General features: G+C 60.0%; 18 protein-coding genes, 1 tRNA gene and 1 riboswitch. Of the genes, 7 read left to right on the top strand and 12 right to left on the bottom strand.

Annotation, left to right across the window (positions count from 1 at the left end; all coding sequences use genetic code 11):
* Window positions 1-3 precede the first annotated feature (3 nt).
* The gene (locus JEM67_RS17960; RefSeq protein ID WP_199634714.1) at window positions 4-621 is read left to right on the top strand and encodes a dTMP kinase; all 618 of its coding nucleotides are present in this window, start codon (window positions 4-6) and stop codon (window positions 619-621) included.
* A 106-nt stretch (window positions 622-727) separates the two neighbouring features.
* On the opposite strand, the gene JEM67_RS17955 is transcribed toward JEM67_RS17960, so the two are convergent.
* Both JEM67_RS17955 and JEM67_RS17950 read right to left on the bottom strand, forming a co-directional pair.
* The gene (locus JEM67_RS17955) at window positions 728-880 is read right to left on the bottom strand and encodes a hypothetical protein (protein WP_199634715.1); all 153 of its coding nucleotides are present in this window, start codon (window positions 878-880) and stop codon (window positions 728-730) included.
* Window positions 881-1,120: 240 nt separating this feature from the next.
* Window positions 1,121-1,196, bottom strand: a tRNA-Asn gene (locus tag JEM67_RS17950).
* A gap of 351 nt (window positions 1,197-1,547) precedes the next feature.
* Here JEM67_RS17950 and nac point away from each other — a divergent pair.
* Window positions 1,548-2,471, top strand: coding sequence for a nitrogen assimilation transcriptional regulator NAC (gene nac / locus JEM67_RS17945; protein WP_013813641.1), 924 nt, complete (start codon window positions 1,548-1,550; stop codon window positions 2,469-2,471).
* A gap of 41 nt (window positions 2,472-2,512) precedes the next feature.
* On the opposite strand, the gene JEM67_RS17940 is transcribed toward nac, so the two are convergent.
* Window positions 2,513-3,973 carry an AMP nucleosidase gene (locus JEM67_RS17940; RefSeq protein ID WP_199634716.1) on the bottom strand — a complete coding sequence of 487 codons (1,461 nt, stop codon included), beginning with the start codon at window positions 3,971-3,973 and terminating at the stop codon, window positions 2,513-2,515.
* Between the two features lie 263 nt (window positions 3,974-4,236).
* Window positions 4,237-6,540, bottom strand: a complete 2,304-nt coding sequence (gene opgB / locus JEM67_RS17935; RefSeq protein ID WP_199634717.1) for a phosphatidylglycerol--membrane-oligosaccharide glycerophosphotransferase — start codon at window positions 6,538-6,540, stop codon at window positions 4,237-4,239.
* A gap of 298 nt (window positions 6,541-6,838) precedes the next feature.
* On the opposite strand from opgB, the gene JEM67_RS17930 reads away from it, so the two are divergent.
* The gene (locus JEM67_RS17930; RefSeq protein ID WP_199634718.1) at window positions 6,839-7,570 is read left to right on the top strand and encodes an ABC transporter substrate-binding protein; all 732 of its coding nucleotides are present in this window, start codon (window positions 6,839-6,841) and stop codon (window positions 7,568-7,570) included.
* Between the two features lie 68 nt (window positions 7,571-7,638).
* On the opposite strand, the gene JEM67_RS17925 is transcribed toward JEM67_RS17930, so the two are convergent.
* Genes JEM67_RS17925 through JEM67_RS17910 form a run of 4 tightly spaced genes read right to left on the bottom strand, consistent with a single transcriptional unit; the run spans window position 7,639 to window position 10,782 of the window.
* Window positions 7,639-8,574 (bottom strand): ABC transporter substrate-binding protein, encoded by a 936-nt coding sequence (locus JEM67_RS17925; RefSeq protein ID WP_199634719.1) that lies wholly within the window; start codon window positions 8,572-8,574, stop codon window positions 7,639-7,641.
* Between the two features lie 26 nt (window positions 8,575-8,600).
* Window positions 8,601-9,368, bottom strand: coding sequence for an ABC transporter permease (locus JEM67_RS17920; protein WP_199634720.1), 768 nt, complete (start codon window positions 9,366-9,368; stop codon window positions 8,601-8,603).
* Window positions 9,365-10,105 (bottom strand): ABC transporter ATP-binding protein, encoded by a 741-nt coding sequence (locus tag JEM67_RS17915; RefSeq protein WP_199634721.1) that lies wholly within the window; start codon window positions 10,103-10,105, stop codon window positions 9,365-9,367. The genes JEM67_RS17920 and JEM67_RS17915 overlap by 4 nt, the downstream gene beginning before the upstream one ends.
* Window positions 10,102-10,782, bottom strand: coding sequence for a TenA family protein (locus JEM67_RS17910; protein ID WP_199634722.1), 681 nt, complete (start codon window positions 10,780-10,782; stop codon window positions 10,102-10,104). Before JEM67_RS17910 ends, JEM67_RS17915 begins: the two co-directional genes overlap by 4 nt.
* A 62-nt stretch (window positions 10,783-10,844) precedes the next feature.
* Window positions 10,845-10,947: riboswitch (TPP riboswitch) on the bottom strand.
* 159 nt (window positions 10,948-11,106) lie between these two features.
* On the opposite strand from JEM67_RS17910, the gene JEM67_RS17905 reads away from it, so the two are divergent.
* The 4 genes from JEM67_RS17905 to gap all read left to right on the top strand — a co-directional run bounded on the left by JEM67_RS17905 (window position 11,107) and on the right by gap (window position 15,034).
* Window positions 11,107-12,129 carry an LLM class flavin-dependent oxidoreductase gene (locus tag JEM67_RS17905; RefSeq protein ID WP_013813633.1) on the top strand — a complete coding sequence of 341 codons (1,023 nt, stop codon included), beginning with the start codon at window positions 11,107-11,109 and terminating at the stop codon, window positions 12,127-12,129.
* Between the two features lie 27 nt (window positions 12,130-12,156).
* Window positions 12,157-12,891: an SDR family NAD(P)-dependent oxidoreductase gene (locus JEM67_RS17900; protein ID WP_199634723.1), complete on the top strand. Its 735-nt coding sequence runs from the start codon at window positions 12,157-12,159 to the stop codon at window positions 12,889-12,891.
* 77 nt (window positions 12,892-12,968) lie between these two features.
* The gene (locus tag JEM67_RS17895; RefSeq protein ID WP_199634724.1) at window positions 12,969-13,943 is read left to right on the top strand and encodes a GlxA family transcriptional regulator; all 975 of its coding nucleotides are present in this window, start codon (window positions 12,969-12,971) and stop codon (window positions 13,941-13,943) included.
* Window positions 13,944-14,023: 80 nt separating this feature from the next.
* Window positions 14,024-15,034, top strand: a complete 1,011-nt coding sequence (gap, locus tag JEM67_RS17890; RefSeq protein WP_006319352.1) for a type I glyceraldehyde-3-phosphate dehydrogenase — start codon at window positions 14,024-14,026, stop codon at window positions 15,032-15,034.
* Between the two features lie 91 nt (window positions 15,035-15,125).
* Here gap and JEM67_RS17885 read toward each other — a convergent pair whose 3' ends face one another.
* The 4 genes from JEM67_RS17885 to JEM67_RS17870 all read right to left on the bottom strand — a co-directional run bounded on the left by JEM67_RS17885 (window position 15,126) and on the right by JEM67_RS17870 (window position 20,362).
* The gene (locus JEM67_RS17885; RefSeq protein ID WP_199634725.1) at window positions 15,126-15,914 is read right to left on the bottom strand and encodes an inositol monophosphatase family protein; all 789 of its coding nucleotides are present in this window, start codon (window positions 15,912-15,914) and stop codon (window positions 15,126-15,128) included.
* A 25-nt stretch (window positions 15,915-15,939) separates the two neighbouring features.
* The gene (locus JEM67_RS17880) at window positions 15,940-17,001 is read right to left on the bottom strand and encodes an ABC transporter ATP-binding protein (RefSeq protein ID WP_199634726.1); all 1,062 of its coding nucleotides are present in this window, start codon (window positions 16,999-17,001) and stop codon (window positions 15,940-15,942) included.
* Window positions 16,998-19,226 (bottom strand): ABC transporter permease, encoded by a 2,229-nt coding sequence (locus JEM67_RS17875; RefSeq protein ID WP_199634727.1) that lies wholly within the window; start codon window positions 19,224-19,226, stop codon window positions 16,998-17,000. Before JEM67_RS17875 ends, JEM67_RS17880 begins: the two co-directional genes overlap by 4 nt.
* A 107-nt stretch (window positions 19,227-19,333) precedes the next feature.
* Window positions 19,334-20,362, bottom strand: coding sequence for an ABC transporter substrate-binding protein (locus JEM67_RS17870; RefSeq protein WP_013813626.1), 1,029 nt, complete (start codon window positions 20,360-20,362; stop codon window positions 19,334-19,336).
* Between the last annotated feature and the right edge of the window lie 190 nt (window positions 20,363-20,552).

Here is a 20,552-nt window from a genome sequence, read left to right as displayed (position 1 = left end):
AGAATGAGTCGTCAACTGTTTGTTTCTCTGGATGGGCCCAAGGGAGCCGGTAAAACCACACTGTTGGAGGCCATTACGAAAGTACTAAGGGCAGACAACAAGAAGGTAGTCCGGCTTTGCGAGAAAAAAAGCGATCCTTACAGGGGGGAAACAATGGCTCTCGTTAACAAGCTCGCCAGAAATCCCTCCCGGGCTTTGGAATTGGAAGTGTGTGAGCGCTTTGCTGAGAGTCGTGCCTGGATTTCCCGGCACGTGCTGACTAAACAGCCACCGGACAGCATTATCTTGATGGATCGCTGGTACCCGTCGGATGCCGCGTTTCGCCGGATGGTCCCATTTGCAGATATTTTACAGCTTAACATTGAGCGAAACGTGCGAACGCCAGACCTGCATGTCGGGGTTGTTACTGCGCCTGATATTTCATGGGCGAGGGCCGCGGCCCGACCGCGTGGGCTAAGTAGTACTGTGATTTATAAGCTGGAAGAGCATGTTGCTTGTACCAAGGCATTCGAGCGAGAAATTGCAAATCACGGCTGGGTTTTATGCCGTAATGAAGGAACTCTCGAAGACGCTACGATGCAGGTGATTTCTGAGATCTACAGAGTGCTTGGATGCCCCTAGGCATCGGTTTTTGCCGCCGCATGCCGCCAGTAATTACAATAACGTATTCCGTCACTCTCCACTCCAGAGTGATCCTCAGATTTATGTTGCGTCTACAGAATCGATACTACTCAGTATTTTTCGGTCTTTGACATGGGAAAATAAAACTCAGTGTTCTGACCTGCCACAGCTTATGGCAGAACTCCGGCACCGCCGTATCCAGCTCGACCTGCTTCAGGGCAAAGAAAATCTGTTCTTCGGTAAATCGTGACTTTTTCATCGGCCCTACATCCGTTTCGGGGGGCATTTATCATGCCGGAATTCTGTTTCTGAATGGGGCAGGATTTTTGGGGAGGGTCATGCCCCACTGTAAGTATCCTGACAAAACAGACCTTTCGCTTTTAGAGGTCTTCCTGCCTCCTCCTGGAGGCAAATATCCGCTCCTAGCTCATAACCGCCGGTCAAAAACGCCAAAAAGCAAAAAGCCCGCTCAGGTTTCCCTGAGCGGGCTTCTCTAATATGGCTCCTCTGACTGGACTCGAACCAGTGACATACGGATTAACAGTCCGCCGTTCTACCGACTGAACTACAGAGGAATCGTGTGAACGGGGCGAATAATAGCGGCGTGGCTCGGGCTTGTAAAGCGTGAAAACGTCTCGCCGTTCCGTTTGCTGCAAGATTATTCAACCTGCTGCTTTTTATCGCTTTTATTGGTGCAGCGCTGCACAACGGCCCACGGCGGGCCGCGAGATGCCTTATGGTGGTGCAAGCCTGCGTCACTGGCCGCCGGTTGCGTGTCGGTGTCAGGTCGCGCAAATATCATTTTTTCTTATTTTTCCGTCGATTAGTTAGCACTTTCTCTTATTCCGTTACGCTGGCCCGGATTTTGCAATTCTGTTGTCAACATGGCTTTGCCATACGCAGTTCAGCGGCTCGACGGAGGCAATATGAATCTCAGACGTCTAAAATATTTCGTGAAAATCGTCGATATCGGCAGCCTGACCCAGGCGGCGGAGGTGCTGCATATCGCGCAGCCCGCACTCAGCCAACAGTTGGCGACGCTGGAAGGGGAGCTGAAGCAACAATTGCTGATCCGCACCAAGCGCGGCGTGCAGCCCACCGAAGCCGGCAACATTCTCTATGCCCACGCCCAAACCATTCTGCGCCAGTGCGAACAGGCACAGAGCGCGGTCATCGGCGCAGGCCAGGCGGTGAGTGGGCAGGTTTCCGTCGGGCTGGCGCCGGGCAGTATGGCTGCACAACTGGCGCTGCCGTTGTTGCAGGCGGTGCGTGATCGTCATCCGGGGATTTTACTCAGCCTGAATGAGAACATCGGTTCGATGCTAGCCGGGCAGGTGGCCAGCCAGAGCCTGGATATGGCGGTGATCTACGGCGCAAAAATGCCTGAGGGCCTGCAAGCCACGGCGTTGATGAAGGAAGATCTGTATCTGGTGGCGACGCGTGCGGTGCCAAGCCCCGGTAGCAGCGTCGATCTGTTGGACGTGGCGCGGCTGAATCTGTTCCTGCCGCGCGAAGGCGATGTGGTGCGCACGCAGGTCGACGAAGCAATGGCGCTGCGCAAGCTGGCCGCCAACGTGATTGGCGAAATCGAATCCCCCGGCACGCTGAGCGCGGCTATCGCCAGCGGCCTAGGCGCGACCATTCTGCCGGAATCCGTTGCGCGGGCGATGATTGGCCCGGCCAAGGCGTGGATGGCGCGTATCGCCGCCCCGGCGCTGAGCGTGCCGCTTTCACTGTGCATTTCCAGCCAGCAATCGCTTTCCGCACCGGCGTTGGTGGTGAAGGATATCTTGCTGTCGATTGCCGTTAGCCGCAGCCAGGAAAAACGCACGCTGGCGCTGGTGCAATAGGGATTTAAAGAGGCCCACGCGCGGTGGGCCTGAAGGGCAGGTTAGCGGAACGGGGGTTCGTTGAAGGTGCGCAGCTTGCGCGAATGCAGCTTGTCGCCTTCGGCGCGCAACAGATCGATGGCGCAGATGCCGATCTGCAGATGTTCCGAGATCGCCCCCTCATAGAAGCGGTTAGCCTGGCCCGGCAGCTTGATCTCACCGTGCAGCGGCTTGTCGGAAACGCACAGCAGCGTGCCGTAAGGCACCCGGAAGCGGTAACCTTGCGCCGCGATGGTGGCGCTTTCCATATCCACCGCCACCGCGCGGCTGAGGTTAAAGCGCAGCGCCGAGGCGGAGTAGCGCAGTTCCCAGTTGCGATCGTCCGTGGTCACCACGGTGCCGGTACGCAGGCGCTGTTTCACCTCTTCGCCCGGCATGCCGCTGACCATTTTGGTGGCGTCATACAGCGCGCGCTGCACTTCGGCGATGCTCGGGATCGGGATATCCGGCGGCAGCACCGCGTCCAGCACGTGATCGTCACGCAGGTAGGCGTGGGCCAGCACGTAGTCGCCAATCGACTGGCTTTCGCGCAGCCCGCCGCAGTGGCCAATCATCAGCCAGGCGCTGGGGCGCAGCACCGCCAGATGGTCGCAAATGGTTTTGGCATTGGACGGGCCGACGCCGATGTTGATCAGCGTAATGCCCTGGCCGTTGCGCGAAATCAGGTGGTAGGCCGGCATCTGGTGGTTTTTCCAGGCCAGATCGGACACCGCCTGTTCCGGCGCGGTGGTTTCCGGCGTGATGTAAATGCCGCCGGCGCTGGACAGCGCAATATAAGGGCTGTCCGGGTTGGCTATCTCGGCGCAGGCCCAGCGGACAAATTCATCCACATAGCGGGTGTAGTTGGTGAACAGCACGAAGGGCTGGAAATGCTCCACCGGGGTGCCGGTATAGTGCCGCAGCCGCGCCAGCGAGAAATCGGCCCGCAGCGCGTCGAAGTGCGATAGCGGAAAGGTGCTGGTGGCGTTGAACAGGCCGTCGGCGGTTTCGTCGCCGATTTGCGCCAGCTCGGTGGTGGGGAAATGCTGCGCGAGGCTGGCGCTCATCGAGCGATCCAGCATCAGGTTCGAGCCGTCAATCACATAAGGAAAAGGGATCTCCTGCTGTGAAGGTGCCACTTCGATATGGGCGTCGTAGTCGTGCGCCAGCATCGCCAGTTGCTCGGCCAAATAGCTGCGAAACAGCTGCGGGCGGGTAATGGTGGTGGTGTAGCGGCCGGTATGGGTAAAACGGCCGAAGGCGCGGGTTTTGCTCTGGCCGGATTTTTGCCCGTCCCAGCTTACGCGCAGCTCTGGGTAAACGAACAGCCCAGCGGCGCGGGCCTGTATGTCGGGCACACTGCCGTGGCTGATAAAATCGCCCACCGCCTGGCGCAGCGCGGTAACCGAGGCGTCATACAGCGCTTCCAACTGGTCGATCGCCTGAGCGGGGGTAAGGCCGGTGCCGGATTGGTGACTACTCATTCTCTCTCCTTGGTTCTCCCGTCCCTGCGGCGGGAGGCATGCCGATATACCCTTCATCCTTGACGTTACCTCTGCGTTAGCGGCGAGCATGCATCCCAGTCACTGGCTTGAGTAAGTTCTTGCTGCCTTGAGGTAACGCCAACTCATTTGGTTATAGCAATTTATCACAACAGGTTAGCTGAAGCTGGGCGCAAAAGCTTTGCCGAAATAGAACCGGGGAAGAAGTAAAGCGCAGCGGCAGGGCTGCCGCTGCGGCGTTGAGATCAGGAGGCCGGCTCTGCCTGTTCCACCTTCAGCGAGACCAGGCCGATGCCGCGTTTTTTCGGGGTAAAGCCGCCGCTGGCTCCCTCCTGCGGTTCGGTCGGGGCCGGTGGCGTGATGCTGATGTTTTGCACGCCGCCGGGGTTGTTGAAGCGCAGGGTGACGGTGGTGTCCTGCTCGCCGAGCGACACGAACTGTTCTTCGTCGCCCACGCGTACCGAGATCGGCGTACCGACGTTTTTGCCGTAGGCACGGGCGCGCAGCACCAGATCGAAGGTCGGCGGCAGCGGGGCGACATAGTCGATGTTGACCGCCGGCGCGAGGTTGGCGTCCGACCAGCGGCCCCAGTCCTCGACGCTGGATACGCCGGTGATGGCCTTCACCTGTTGCGGCATGCCCGGCAGCATAAAGGCGATGGCGTCCGCCTGATATTTAACGGCGGCGTCGTCCACCTTCAGTTTGTCGACGGCGTTCTGGTAGACGGCAACGCTGTCCGCTGCGGGCTCGGTAAAGCTGACTTTGCCGCGGTAGCTGCCGCCCTTGGCCTGCACGATATGCGGCGGGGCGGCCAGATTGCCGGAAGCCACGCAGGTGTCGGTGCTCAGCGCCAGTTCGGGCGCCCACACCCGGCCAATCTCATAGCATTTATCCACCCAGACAAACTTTTCACCCGCCCCCAGGCCGGCGAGCTGCTTTTTCAGCGGTGTGGAAAGATAGACATTAAACATGGGTTCGATTTTATTGTCCGTCACCTTGAGGATAAACGGCACCTTAAAGCTGATGCCGGAGAAGGTGAAGCTGTTGCGCTGGGTATCCAACTGGTAGTCGGAAATGCTGTTCGGGAAGCCCCATTGCTTCACCACCGCCGGTTTCCAGCCGTTGATTTTTTCTTCGATATTCAAGAAGACGGTAGCCAGCGTGGGGCTGGACAGGCTGCTGCGGCCGAGGCCGATATAGTTGTCGCCGCCCATCACGTCCAGCACCGTGGCGCCGTTGTCCAGCGTGCTGCGTTTTTCGTTATGCTGCGCGCTTTGCGGCTGCCTGCCGTCGATAATAAAGAACAGGTTGCGGCGCTTTTGTTTGGTCAGAATGTCGTAGGCGGTGTTGTTCATCGCCAGATGATCGGAAGACACCACGATCACGGTGTTTTTGAAATATTCGGACCCTTTGATTTTGTCGATCAGGGCCGCGATATGCTGCTGGCTACAGGCCACCGCGCTCAGCGAACGGTTCTCTTTGTTCTGCCAGCTGTAGGATTTTTTACTGCAGCTCGCAGAGATAAACCCGTCTGGGTGATGGGTGTCCACGGTCAGCGCAAACAGCGAGAACTTTTTGTTCTGCTGCGACAGCGCGACGAACTTGTCGAAAACCACGTCCAGCACGGTATCGTCGTACCAGCCCCAGTCATTTTTGTAGCCCGGATCGCGGACCTGTTCGCGCAATTCCTTGTAGCCGTAGGCGTGGTCAAAGCCGTGCGATTTCAGGAAAGTGTCTTTTCCGGCGAAGGCCAGTTCGGCACCCTGATAGAAATAATTGTCGTAGCCGGCGGCTTTCAGCACGTCGCCCAGGCAGACGTTTTCCGGGTAGAAGGTGGAAACGGCGCTGGAGGCGTTGCCGTCGAACGGGGCGAACAGCGGAATGCCGCACTGTGAAGCCACCATGCCGGCAATGGTATAGCCGGTGCCCGGCAACTGTTGGGTATTGCTGAAGTCGATGCCGTTTTCACGGTGCCGATTCAGCTCGTCGGCGAGATCGGGAAAGATTTCCGGGTCGAAATAGGTGCGCTCAAGGCTTTCGGCATAGATGTACACCAGGTTCGGCGCTTTGCCCTGCAGGCTCTTTTTCGGCGCTTTGTAGTAGGTGTAAAAATCGGCGGTGTCGCCGGTAATCTGGCTTCTGAGTAGCAGCGAAATATCCTGAAAAGCCGGGGTGGTGCCGACGGAGAACAGCGCCAGCAGCACGGCGAGCACGCTGTAAACCACGCTGCTGCTTTTCGCTTTGTGCCGCATCAGGCTCCAGGCCAGCACGGCGAAAATCAGCGCCAGCACCGCCAGCAGGCCGATAAACGGCAGCACGTACTTGCTGACGCCGGCCCCTTTCATGCTGCTGGTGAGGGTGTAGATCACCGCATCGGTGATGCCGTCGCCGGTAAAATAGTTACTGGCGATCAGAATAACGTTGAGGATCAGATAGCTGCCCAGCAGGATCAGCAAAATGGAAAGCCACCAGCGGTTGGCGGCGGCCTTGTTCCGGTAGATCAAAATTGAGGCTAAAAAAAGTGCAAACGAGACTAATGCTGAAACCATCCACCGTACCCTGTCTGATTAAAAAGAAAATCTTAACTGCCCTGGCAAAGGCTGCTGAACCTGTCGCAGCGCGAAAGAGGAAGGGTATAGCGCATTGAACGCGCCAGGGTCAATGCGCGTTTGCACAGCGGGGTGGCCGCCAGGCGTGAATGAACAATTTTGTGACAATATTGTGACCATAGTCACTACTGAGAGACGTGGGGCGCTGAAATATTGCTCGCCGGGCATTTGGCTCTACCATTAATGAATGGCGCTGATTGCAGACCGGCGAGGCGCATTAACCTGTTCAGGAGAAAACATGCAGAGCATTTCCACCACCGTACTGGATGACTTGGCGCCGCAGGGCGTACTGCGCGCGGCGATCAATTTAGGCAATCCGGTGTTGGCACAATGGGGGCCGGATGGGGAACCGCAAGGCGTGTCGGTCACGCTGGCCGGCGCGCTGGCGCATGAGCTGGGCGTGGCGCTGGAGCTGGTGACCTATGATGCGGCGGGCAAGGTTTTCGCCGCGCTGGAAACCGCCGCCTGGGATGTCGCCTTTATGGCCATCGAACCGGTGCGGGCTGAGCAAATTGCCTTCAGTGCCCCTTACGTCATTATTGAGGGCACCTATCTGGTGGCGCAGGAGGCGCCTTATCGACAAGTGGCCGAGCTCGACAGGCCTGGCATGCGCATTGCGGTGGGTCAGGGCGCGGCCTATGACCTGTATCTGTCGCGTACTTTAAAGCAGGCGGAACTGGTGCGGGCAGAGACTTCGCCTGCCGCGATAACCTTATTCTTCGAGCAGGGATTGGACGCCGCTGCGGGCGTGCGTCAACCGCTGCTTGCCGCCGCTGCGGCGAACCCGGGCTACCGGGTGCTGGACGGGCATTTTACCGCGATTCACCAGGCGATGGCGGTGCCGCGCGGTAAAGAGCAGGGGGCAGCCTATGTGCGCTGTTTTGTGGAAAGATGCAAAGCCAGCGGGTTGGTGCAGCAGGCGCTGAAGCGCAGTGGTCAGGGCGATGTGACGGTGGCCCCTACGGCGTGAGGCGGTCGGCAACGGCTTTTGTGGTTCGAGGGTAGGGGCGCTGCATACAGCGCCCTTGCGGATACCCCTTAATGCAGTTCCACGGCGTATTGTTCCACCGGGGTGATTTTCTTGATCAGCTTGTTGTCGAACAGGAATTGTTCGTAAGCCTGGTAGCGCGTGGTGTCCAGCCTGGCCGGATCGGTGGCGAACAGCGGCAAGGTTGCCTGCCACGCCTGCTTGTTCAGTTCGGTGTTCAGCTCAGGATGGGTTTTGGCGAATGCCAGCCAGGTTTCCTGTGGGTGAGCCTGCAGGTAATCGTTGCCTTTTTTCAGCGCGGCGAGGAATTTCTTGATCTTCGGTTCGGCTACCGCGTCGCGGTTGGCGACGATGATCAGTTCGTCATAGGCCGGCACGCCGTAGTCTTCGACGTTGAACACCACCGGATTTTTCCCCTGCAGTTTCAACTCCAGCGCTTCAATGTTGCGATAGCCGCCGATCACCGCGTCGACCTGGCCCGCCAGCAGGGCGCTGGTCAGTTGGAAATTGACGTTAATCAGCTTCATGTCGTTCGGGTTGATATGCGAATGTTTGACCATGGTGGCCAGCGTGGCCTGCTCGATGCCGCTGACGGAATAGCCGATTTTTTTGCCCTTGAGATCCGCCGGCGAGGTGATGCTTTTATCCAGCGTCATCAGGGTATTGAGCGGCGAGTTAATCAGGGTGCCCACGCGCACCAACGGCAGGCCCTGATCGGCGAAGAAGTGCAATTGCGGCTGATAGGTGATGGCGAGGTCGGCCTGTTTTGCCGCCACCAGGCGCGGCGGCAGCGCCGGATCGGAAGGGGGCACAATCTTGACCTCAAGGCCTTCGGCCTTGAAGGCGCCAATTTGCTCGGCCGCCATGATGGGTGCGTGATCGGGATTGATATACCAGTCGAGCACCAGCGTCAGTTTTTCGGCGGCGGCAGCATTGCCGGCCAGAGCGGCGCTGAGCATCAGCCCGCAGAAGGTTTGCTTGATCATTTCTTACCCCAGTCGTTAAAAAGTTATCAGTCGTTTTCCGGCGCCCAGTCGATCAGGCGCAGCAGCAGCGCATCCACCGTCATCCACAGCAAGACGGTCATCAGCACCAGAATAAACAGCGCGGCAAAGCAGACGTCGGTCTGCATGCGTGCGTTGGCGTTCAGCATCACGTAGCCCAACCCTTCCGCCGAGCCGACCCATTCGCCGATAATGGCGCCGATGGGCGCGACGGCGGCGGCCATGCGCAACCCGGAACCAAAGGCCGGCAGCGCCGCCATCAGCCGCACATGGCGCAGTTGCGCCCAAGGGGAAGCGCTCATGGTACGGGCCAGATCGAGATAATCGTTATTGACCCGGCGCAGCCCGTCAAAGAACGCGGAGGTGACCGGGAAGAAGATCACCAGCACCGCCATCGCCACTTTGGCGCTCATGCCAAAGCCGAACCACAGCACCAGCAGCGGCGCCAGCGCAAATACCGGTATCGCCTGGCTGGTCAGCACCAGCGGCATCAGCCAGCGTTGCAGCCGGGGCGAATAGATCATGCACAGCGCCAGCGCGACGCCGAGCAGCACTCCAATCCCCAGCCCGCAGGCAATTTCCGAGGCAGTGATCAGCGTGTGATAAGCGAGATAGGCGCGCCCGCTCCACAGCGCCTGCGCTACCGCAGAGGGTGAGGGCAGCAAAAAGGCGGGAATATCGCCCAACGTGATGAGCCACCACAGCAGCAGTAAACCGGCGAACACCGTCAGGCTGCGGCGCACCTGCAACAGGCGGTTTTCAACCCGTAGCTTCATTCGGCGGCCCTCATCAGTTGCTGCAACAGCTCGCCCTGGCTTTTCAGCAGATGGGGATCGTCCGGCGCGCGCGGCGGCAGGCCGCTGATGGCATGCGTATCGTCAATGCCGTCGGGGTAGCGGGAGAGCACCAGCAGGCGATGGCTCAGGCGGCAGGCTTCCATCGGATCATGGGTAATCAACAGCACGGTATGCTGCGCCAACAGCTCGGCCGCCAGGGTTTGGATCATGGCGCGGGTAATGGCGTCCAGTGCCGAGAAGGGTTCGTCCATCAGCACAATCGGCTGGCGTTCATACAGCGTGCGCGCGATGGCGGCGCGCTGGCGCATGCCGCCGGACAACGCCGAGGGCAGGGCTTTGGCGTAACCGCTCAGCCCCACGCGCTCGAGCAGATGTTCGGCCCATTCCCGGTCGGTTTTTTCACCGCGCAGCCGCGCACCGAGACTGATATTTTCGGCGACGGTCAGCCACGGATAGAGCAGGTCTTTTTGCCCCATATAGGCGATACGGCCGGTTATCGGCAGGCCATCGCTGCCGGTCACTTCTCCGGCGGTGGGCAGCATCAGCCCGGCGATAATCTTCAGCAGGCTGGTTTTGCCCGCGCCGCTGGCGCCGAGCAGGGCGACAACGCTGCCGCCGGCAATCTCAAAACTCAGCCGATCGAAAATCACCTGCCGGCCAAAGCACAGGCTGAGATCCCGCACCTGAATGCCGGGCGGCGCGATGCGGTCACTCATGAGGCGTTCAACCCCATCTGCCAGAAGGCGGACTCCAGCCGGGTGGCGGTGGTGAAAATCCCCGCAAGCTCGGTAAAGCGGCTTTCTGCGCCACGCTGGTGGCCCACGCGCTCCAGCAGATCGAGGGCTGCCTGCACGCCGGCCAGATAGTTTTTATCGCCATAGTTACGGATCCACGAAGCGTAAGGATTGCCCTCCATCACCGTCGCCGGGTCGTCAAGCAGGCGCAGACCAATCTCGGCATAGCCTGCGACGCAGGGCATCAGCGCCGCCAGCAGATCCAGCGCATCGCCGGAGTGGCCGATATCGAGCACATAGCGGGTGTAGTTCAGGGTTTCCGCCGCCTCGGGTTCGGCGGCAATCTCGGGTTCGCCCAGCCCCCAACCGGCGCAGTAAGCCAGATGCAAAGGCAGCTCGGCGACGATGGCATTGAGCGAAGCGGTGGCCGCGCGCATCTCCGGCAGCGTGCGCAGCTTGCTCACCAGCAGGGCGTAGGCGCGGGCGAAGTGGATCAGGAACAGATAATCCTGGGTCAGATAGCGGCGGAACGCGGATTCAGGCAGCGTGCCGGCGGCCAGTTGCCGAATAAAAGGATGAGCAACGTAGTCCTGCCAGTCCGCGCCTGCCTGTTGGCGCAGCCGTCCGTAAAGACCGTTATCGAAAAGGGGAGTAAACATGGGACCTCCAAAAGTGAGTGGAGATCCGGGCGCGCTGAGGTATGAACAGGCAATGACCGAGAGAGTGATTGCCGACCCGTCCCTTCGCTGGCATGACCCAGATCAGGTTCAAAGGGTTCGGCTTGCGCCATCTCAGCCCGTAACAGGACACCCCTCGGAGGAGCCTGTTATACGATATTTGCTTTTTGATTACAATGCTCGGACGAGGGGGAACGGCGGGGGTGGCAATCGGTTCGTTTAGTGCGGTTCGCGACGATTTTTCTGGCACCGGCGGCGGCATTTTTGCACTGTAATCCGGTAATGTTGACTCTGAGGAACACTCCCATGAAGAAGATCGGCTTTCTTTCTTTTGGTCACTGGACGCCTTCGGCACAGTCCGGCACCCGTTCGGCGGCGGATGCGCTGCTGCAATCCATCGATCTTGCGGTCGCCGCAGAGGAACTCGGGGCGGATGGCGCCTATTTCCGCGTGCATCACTTTGCCCGCCAGCTCAGTTCCCCGTTCCCGCTGTTGGCCGCCGTCGGCGCCAAAACCCAACGCATTGAGATCGGCACCGGCGTGATTGATATGCGCTATGAAAACCCGCTTTATATGGTGGAAGACGCCGGAGCCGCCGATCTGATTTCAGGCGGGCGGCTGCAACTCGGCATCAGCCGCGGCTCGCCCGAGCAGGTTATCGAAGGCTGGCGCTATTTTGGCTATACGCCCGCAGAAGGCGAGACCGAGGCCGATATGGCCCGTCGCCACACCGAGGTACTGCTCGATGCGCTGCGCGGAGAGGGGTTTGCCGAGCCGAACCCGCAGCCGATGTTCCCTAATCCGCCGGGGCTGCTGCGCATCGAACCTTTCTCCGCCGGCTTGCGCGATCGCATCTGGTGGGGCGCCAGCTCCAACGCCACGGCGGTATGGGCGGCAAAGTTGGGGATGAACCTGCAAAGCTCGACGCTGAAAAACGACGAAACCGGCGAACCCTTCCACATTCAGCAGGCCAACCAGATCCGCGCTTACCGCGCGGCATGGAAAGAAGCGGGCCACCCGCGCGAACCGCGCGTGTCGGTAAGCCGCAGCATCTTTGCGCTGATGAACCAGCAGGACCGCAGCTACTTCGGCGGCAGCGGCAAGGAAGGCGATCAGGTCGGGTATATCGACCAGCAAACCCGGGCGATTTTCGGCCGCAGCTACGCCGCCGAGCCGGAAGAGCTGATCAAACAGCTGGCGCAGGACGAAGCCATTGCCGAAGCGGACACCTTGCTGTTAACCGTGCCTAACCAGTTGGGCGTCGATTACAACGCGCACGTGATTGAGTCGATCCTCACCCATGTCGCCCCGGCGCTGGGCTGGCGTTGATGTCTTAAAAATAAAAGGAAGCTGGCCATGTCTCGTATTTTCATTACCGGCTCGGCGGACGGGCTGGGGCGCGCGGCGGCGGAAACCCTGCTGGGCGAAGGGCATCAGGTGATCGTTCACGTGCGTAAGCCAGGCCGGCTCCACGGCGTGCGCGATTTGCTGGACCGCGGTGCGCTGGCGGTTACCGGCGATTTGTCTGATTTGCAGCAGACCCGAGAGGTGGCCGAACAGGTGAACCGCCTCGGGCGTCCGGATGCGGTCATTCACAATGCCGGTGTCTTCACCGGGTCGCAGGTGCTGGCGGTCAACGTGATTGCGCCTTATCTGCTGACGGCGCTTATCGCTCGCCCGGCGCGTTTGGTGTATTTGAGCAGCAGCATGCATTTTGACGGTCGCGCCGCGTTGGAAAAGGTGGACTGGCGCGGGCAGGCCGCCGTCTCCTATTCGGACAGCAAGCTATTTGTGACGGCGCTCGCCGCCGCCGTGGCCCGGCGTTGGCCGGGCGTGGTCAGTAGCACGGTCGATCCTGGCTGGGTGCCGACCAAGATGGGTGGCGAAAACGCCCCCGACGATCTGCGCCTGGGGCACCTGACGCAGGAATGGTTGGTCACCAGCACAGATGCGCAGGCCGGTGTTTCCGGCGGTTATTGGCATCACCAGCGCCGCCTGGAGCCGCATGCCGCCGCGCGCGATCCGGTTTTTCAGGATGCGCTGTTGGCGGAACTTGAACGCGTGACGGGCGTTGCGCTGGCGATATCCTGAGCGGAAAACCGGTGGAGGCCAGGGTGGCGTGGCATGTGCCTTATTGACTTATTTTGCTCAAATTGTATTTTAAGGTCATGCATACATTCCTGATTATCGTCCCCGAAGGGGGCATGCTGTTTGAGTCTGCGGGTATCGCCGACATCCTGATGCAGGCCAACCGCTTGAGGCCCAACGACGCTCCGCTCTATCGGATTGAGGTCGCCACCACGCAATCTCATCGGGTGGTGCATGGGTCGTCCGGGTTGAATTTGCTGGCCGATCACCGTCTTTCCGATCTCGACCCTGAACAGGAACGTGACACTGTCATTGTCACCGGAAAAGGGGCGACCGAGGAAGAAGGCGCGTTTGTCGCAGGCTGGCTCCGTCGCGCCGCCCCCAACGTACGCCGTATCGCTTCCGTTTGCGGCGGGGCCTTGCTGCTTGCCGAAGCCGGTTTGCTCGAAGGACGCCGGGCGACGACGCACTGGCGCTTGCTGGATACCCTGCAATCTCGTTTCCCGAAGGTGAAGGTCGAAAACGGGCCGATCTACGTTCAGGATGGTCCCGTCTGGACCTCCGGCGGCGTCAGCTCCGGTTTCGATCTCACCCTGGCGCTGGTTGAAGACGATTACGGTTTTATTCAGGCGCGTGAAGTGGCGCAAGATCTGGTGATGTTTCTTCGCCGCCCCGGCGGGCAGTTGCAGTTCAGCCGCTATCCGTTGAATCAGGCCAAAACGCCTGGCCCGATCCGCGATCTCCAGTCCTGGATCCTGGAAAACCTGGACGGCGATCTTTCCGTTGAGAAACTGGCCGAGAGGGTCGCCATGAGCCCACGAAACTTTACGCGCGTCTTCACCCGCGAGACCGGCATATCCCCCGCTAAATTCGTCGAAGAAGGGCGTTTGCATACCGCCAGGCAGCGTCTGGAGCAGAGTGCGGAAGGCATCGAGCATATCGCCGTGACCACCGGTTTTGGCAATGGCCTCAACCTGCGGCGCGTGTTCGAAAGAAACCTGCAGCTTACGCCGACCGAGTACCGCGATCGTTTTCACTCCCGTAGTTTGGCGTAAATTGATCTATAAACGTCATTTACGCCATATCTCTCTCCCGGCTAGATTGACAGGCAGAGACAATAACGAAGGAGTAGATCATGGTCAAAGTAGGCATTAACGGTTTCGGCAGAATCGGGCGCAATGTTTTACGTGCGGCGTTAGGGCGCAGTGACTTTCAGGTTGTCGCGATCAACGATTTGACCGACAGCAAAACCCTGGCGCATCTGCTGAAATACGATTCGCTTTCGGGCACCTTGGCCGCCAGCGTCGAGGCCGGTGAAAACCAGCTGCTGCTGGATGGCAGGCCGATTCATGTTTTCTCTGAAAGAGATCCTGGCGCAATCCCGTGGAACAGCGTCGGCGTCGACATCGTGATCGAAGCGACGGGCTTTTTTACCGACAAAAGCCAGGCCGAGGTGCACATCACGAAAGGCGGCGCCAAGCGCGTTATCATCTCGGCGCCGGCCAAGAACGATGACATCACCATCGTGATGGGCGTTAACCATCAGGATTACGATCCGGCCAGGCATCGGGTAGTCAGTAACGGCAGTTGCACCACCAACGGGCTGGCGCCTGCCGCGCAGGTGCTGCATCACACCTTCGGCATTGAATACGGCCTGATGAACACCACCCACGCCTACACCAATAGCCAGGCGCTGCACGATCAGCCGGAAAAAGATTTACGTGGCGCGCGCGCCGCCGCTCAGTCGATTGTGCCTTACTCCAGCGGCGCGGCCAAAGCGCTCGGCAAGGTGATCCCGGAGCTGGATGGCCGTCTGACCGGCTACTCGTTGCGGGTGCCGGTCCCTGTGGTCTCTATCGTTGATTTAACGGTCACGTTGAAACGCGAAGCGACGATCGACGAAATCAACGCTGCCTTCCGCCAGGCGGCGGAGTCGGGGCCGCTCAAGGGGATCCTTGGCTACAGCGACGAACCTTTGGTGTCGAGCGATTATAAAGGCGATCCGCGTTCGTCCATTATCGACGGGCTGTCTACCTTGGTCATCGGCGGCAAACTGGTCAAGATCCTCGCCTGGTACGACAACGAATGGGGCTTCTCTAACCGGTTGGTCGATCTCGCGTTGCTGATGGAAAAACGCGGATTGTAGTCGGTTACCCGAGCAGGGGCGCAGCATGCTGCGCCCGCCATGTCAGACGCCAGAAATCGTCCCTTTAGGGGACGATTTTTTCAGCGCAGTATCATAACCGCGCGATACGCATTAACTCGTCTTTGGCCCCAGGGGCCACCGCCAGCACCGGCGCACCGCGCAACAGCTGTTCCCCTTGTGCGTTAAACGGATGCGTCCAGCCGCCGGCTTCGTTCACTAGGCAATAACCCGCCAGACAATCCCAGGCGTGCATATAAGGTTCGTAATAACCGACCAGCCGCCCGGCGGCGACCCATGCCAGCATCATGGCGCCGGAGCCGTTGCGGAAGAAATTGCCGCCGACCTCCGTGATCTCGGCGGCGATTTCACCGACGCGCTCAGGCGCCACATAGCTGTTGGCGCCAAACCCGGTGATGTGGTTCTGCAAGGTGCGTGCCGGATCCACATGCAGCGGTTTACCATTGAGCGTGGCGCCCGCACCTTGCGCCGCGACGAAACATTCCTGTTGGCAGGGCGCCATGATCACGCCGATTACCGGCTCGCCCTGATAAATGACGGCAATGGACACGCACCAGTTCGGCATGCCGTTGACGAAGGGGCTGGTGCCGTCAATCGGATCGACCACCCAGTGATAGCCTGAATTCCCGGGTTGCAGGCCGAACTCTTCACCGAGAAAACCGTCGTCCGGAAACGCTTGGGCGATCTGTCCGCGGATCAGCAGCTCGACCTCACGATCGGCAATCGATACCACGTCCTGCGCATCGCGTTTGGTTTCGATCACCAGGCTTTCGCGACGGTTGAAATAGTCCAGCGCCTTGGCGCCCGCCTCACGCGCCACTCGTTCAGCCAGCGCCAGGCGCCGGGAAATGTGTTCATTCATAACAGATCCTTAAAGTTGTGGGCCGTCACTGGGCAATCAGCGCCAGCCCCTGAGGTTTGAAATCAATGGCCACGCGCGTGGCCGGCGCCAGTTGGCGTTCCATCTGCACATCGACGATAAACAGAGCGCCGAGGTCGGTCTTCACTTCATACTCGATATGGTCTCCGAGCCATATGCTGTGGGTCACCTCGCCGTTCAATGCGCCGGACTGCTCCGCATGCAGAGTAATAAACTGCGGTCGCACGGACAGTTGCGCGGCGCCGGGGCGCGCTTTGGCACCCGGCACCCGATACTGGCGGCGACCCAGGCTGATCAGCGCTTCGCCATCGTCCACCCGCTCAATGTCGCAGGGCAGGATATTGGCCTCGCCCATAAAATCGGCGATAAACACCGACGCGGGCGAATGATAAAGCTCCTGCGGCGCACCCTGCTGGGCAATATGCCCTTCTTTCATGACGATAATCTTATCGGACACCGCCAGCGCCTCTTCCTGATCGTGGGTCACGTACACCGCAGTGAACCCGAGGCGCTGTTGCAAATCGCGGATCTCGGTGCGCACGCGGCGCCGCAGCCGCTCGTCAAGATTGGATAAGGGCTCATCGAGCAGCAGCACCTGCGGCTCCAGCACCAGCGCGCGCGCCACGGCGATGCGTTGCTGCTGGCCGCCGGACAGCTCGGCGGGCAGGCGCTTGCCCATGTTTTCCAGCCCGACCAGCTTCAGCCCTTCATGCGCCCGATCCAGCGCCTCTTTGCGCGACAGCTTGCTGGCGAGCAGGCCGTACATGACATTGTCCAGCGCGTTCATGTGCGGGAACAGCGCGTAGGACTGAAACACCATCGCCACGTCGCGCTCGTTGGCGGGCAAATGGGTCACCTCTTTGCCGCCAATCAGGATGCGCCCGGTGGTCGGGTGCTCCAGGCCGGCCAGCAGGCGCAGGGTGGTGGTTTTGCCGCAGCCCGAGGGGCCGAGCAGCGTCACCAGCGTGCCAGGCTCGACGGTGAGCGAGAGGCCGGGCAGGGCGGTGAAATCGGCAAACTGTTTGGTGACGTTTTCAAACACCACCGAGCCGGAACGAATGGCAGTCATACGGCAGTCTCCTGTTGTAAGGCCGGCGGCGATGCCACCGGCGGTGTGGCGATACGGGATACGCGGCGCAGGCGACGTTCGCCGACCAGCAGCTGGAAAGTGAGGATCACCGCCAGCATCACCACGATAAGCACGGAGGAGTAGGCGATAGCCACGCCGTATTCCCCGTTTTCGACCAGCCCGACGATGTAGGAGGTGGCCATGTTGTATTGGGCGCTGACCAGAAAAATCACCGCGCTGATGGAGGTAATCGCCCGCACGAAGGCATAGACCAGGGCTGCGCTGATGGCGGGTTTCAACAGCGGTAAAATCACTTTGCGCAGGGTGCGGAAGCTGTTGGCCCGCAGCGTCAGCGACGCTTCATCCAGACTGCGGTCCAATTGGCTCATGGCCGCGATGCCGCCGCGCACGCCCACCGGCATGTTGCGGAACACAAAACAGGCGACCAGGATCAGGGCGGTGCCGGTGATTTCCAGCGGCGGCAGGTTATAAGCCATGATGTAACTGACGCCGATCACCGTGCCGGGAATGGCAAAGCTGAGCATCAACATAAACTCGAAGGTCTGGCGTCCGGCAAACTTCTGCCGCACGATAAGCCAAGCGGTGAGCAGGCCGACGATGGCCGTGAGCGGCGCGGCGATCAGCGCGATTTCCAGGGTGGTCCAGAACGAGTTCCAGGCGACGCCGGTCCAGAGGATCTGGCCACCGTTCCACTGGAAGCCGAATGCGCGGGTGTAATGCGCCAGGGTCAGGCTGCTGTCCAGCCCCCACGACTGAACGAAACCGCCGATTAAAATCATGCCGTACACCACCAGCGTGAACAGACCCCAGGGGATCACCAGCCCGTAGACGCCATAGCGCAGCCCGCGCGGCAGGCCGCAGTGCATGCCGGAATCGCCTTTGCCGGTCACGGTGGCGAAGCTTTTTCCCGCCAACCACAGGCGTTGCAACACAAAGGCGCTGAGGGTAAAGCACAGCAGGATGATCGCCAGCACCGCCGCGCGGCTCGGATCGTTTTGCGCCCCCACCACCGAGAAGAAAATTTCGGTCGAGAGCACGCCGTGGCTGCCGCCGAGCACCATCGGGTTGCCGAAATCCGCCATGCTTTCGATAAAACTGATCAGGAAAGCATTGGCCAGGCCGGGCGCCATCAGCGGCAGCGAAACGTAACGGAAGGTGCGCCAGCGGTTGGCGCGCAGCGTTTGCGAGGCTTCTTCCAGCGAAGGGCTGACGCCTTCCACCACGCCAATCAGCACCAAAAAGGCGATTGGGGTGAAAGAAAGCACCTGGGCAATCCAGATCCCGGTCAGGCCGTACAGCCAACGCCCCGGCTCGATGCCGAACAGGGTGGAAAGCAGCTCGGTGACGATGCCTGAACGACCAAACAGCAGCATCAGCGCCAGGCCAATGACGAACGGCGGCGTGATGATCGGCAGCACGCTGAGCAGGCGCAGCCCTTTCTTGAACGGCAGTGGCGTGCGGGTAGCGGCCAGCGCAAAGGCCAGGCCGAGCAGCGTCGATCCGCTGGCGGTCATCAGTGCCAGCCACAGGGTGCGCCAGGCGGTGCCGCAACTGCCGCCGTTCAGGCAACCGAGGCTCCAGATCGCCGGATCCTGCATATTGGCGAGCAGGCCGTCCGGTTTAAACGCGCCGTCAGCGTCCTGCACCGAAGCGACAAACATGCTCAGTACCGGATAAAGCACGAAGGTGCTGACCAACGCGACGAGCAGCACGATCGAGGACACCACAAAGGCATCCCCTTTCAGCACGCCACGCTCGGCCAACCCAAAAGAGAACAGCAGCAAAAACGCGGTGAGCAACGCAATAGCGCCGGCGCCAAAGGCGGGTTGGCCGTCGCCGAGCGCACCAAACAGCTGCTCGCTCCATTGCCAGTTCCAGCCGCTGTAACCGATGGCGTGACCTTCAAACAGCAGGAAGACGATGCCGGTGGCGGCGGCAGACATCAGTAGCTGCGAGCGCAACCGGCCCACCTGCAGCAGGCGCCCCAGCGAGCAAACCAGCAGCAACAGCAGCGCAATAGCCAGCCACGGGCGTTGAAAAACCAGGATTTGCCACAGCGCGGGAGCGCTTTCCCGATCCTGCCACAGCGTATTCAACCAGCTGAAGTCGAAGAATCCGGCTTCCTGGCTGTACCAGGGCAGCAGCAGCAATGCGAGCGCGCCCAGCACAAGAGCCACGTCTAAGCGGCGGTTTTGAGCATTCATCGTAACCTCGATCGTTCATTATTCCTTTTCTGCTAGCCGTGCAGGCGCGGCGTGCCACGCCCGGTTCATCGGCAACGGCAGAAAGTGCGAGAGGGAATGGACGGGAATTACTGCGCGCCGGAGCCGATCTCTTTATCCCAGCGGCTGAGCAGCTCTTTGCGTTTTTCCGTGGCGCCGTAGGTTTTAAAGTCGTAGTCGATCAGTTTGATGTTCTCGAAGCGCGGCGCATACTCGGAGATCGCCGCTTCGCGGTTTGACGGCAATTGGAAGGATTTTGCGTCTTTCATGTGCGATTGTGCTTCGGCACCGAGCGCCCAGTCGTACCACAGCTTGGCATTGGCAAGGTTACGCGCGCCTTTGACAATCGACATGGAGCCAATTTCAAACCCGGTCCCCTCACAGGGCGCGATGGCCTTCACCGGGAAACCATCGACCTGCATCGCCACCGCATCGTGCATAAAGACGATGCCTACCGTCGTTTCGCCGCGGGCTGCCGCTTTCACCGGCGCGGAACCCGATTTGGTGTACTGCGAAATATTGGCGTTGAGTTTTTTCAGGTAATCGAAAGCCTTATCTTCACCCATGATCTGCACCAGCGTGGCGAGGGTGTTGTAGGCGGTGCCGGAGGAGTTCGGGTTGGCCATCTGGATCTCGCCCTTGTAGGCCGGATCCAGCAGGTCGGCCCAGCAGGCGGGGACTTTGAGTTTTTTCTCTGCCAGCAGCTTGGTGTTGTAGCCCCAGCCCAGCGCACCGGCGTAAACGCCTACGGTGCGGTAGTCGGCACTCTCCGCCTGCTTGCGCGCCCAGTCGTGTTGTTGGTCAAGCAGCGGCGATTTATAGGGCTGGGTTAAGCCTTCGTTGGCGGCCTGCATATGGGGATCGCCAGTGCCAGCCCACCAAATATCGGTGCGCGGGTTACGCGCTTCGGTTCGGATGCGTGCATAGGCTTCTCCGGCGGACAGACGCACCATGCTGACGTTGACATCCGGGTGCTGTTTCTCGAAGAGCGTGGTCATTTGCTCGCAGACCACGACATCGGCGGAGCAGATCATATTCAGTTTTCCGGCGGCGTGAGCCGGCAGGGCCGAGAGCGCGGAGCCGGCGGCGAGGACCGCCATCAGGGTGACTCGATGCATGGTGTTCTCCTGGTTTGTGTAGGGTGGCGATACGTTGTCGCCATTTTTTTTGCACGTGTGTGCAAATAACTAGAGGATAAAAATTGTGCTGTCAATTGCGATATAGAACAATTCAACCTATTCATCACAAAAATGAAACAAATTTTCTGAGAAAAATTTGCACAGCTTTGCAAAGTGCGGCAAACTTTAT

The sequence above is a fragment of the Serratia sp. PAMC26656 genome (genome assembly GCF_016469055.2).
In the GTDB taxonomy this organism is placed as follows: domain Bacteria; phylum Pseudomonadota; class Gammaproteobacteria; order Enterobacterales; family Enterobacteriaceae; genus Serratia; species Serratia plymuthica.
Note: the sequence above shows the minus strand (reverse complement) of the source record. Positions and strands in the feature narration are given on the sequence as shown.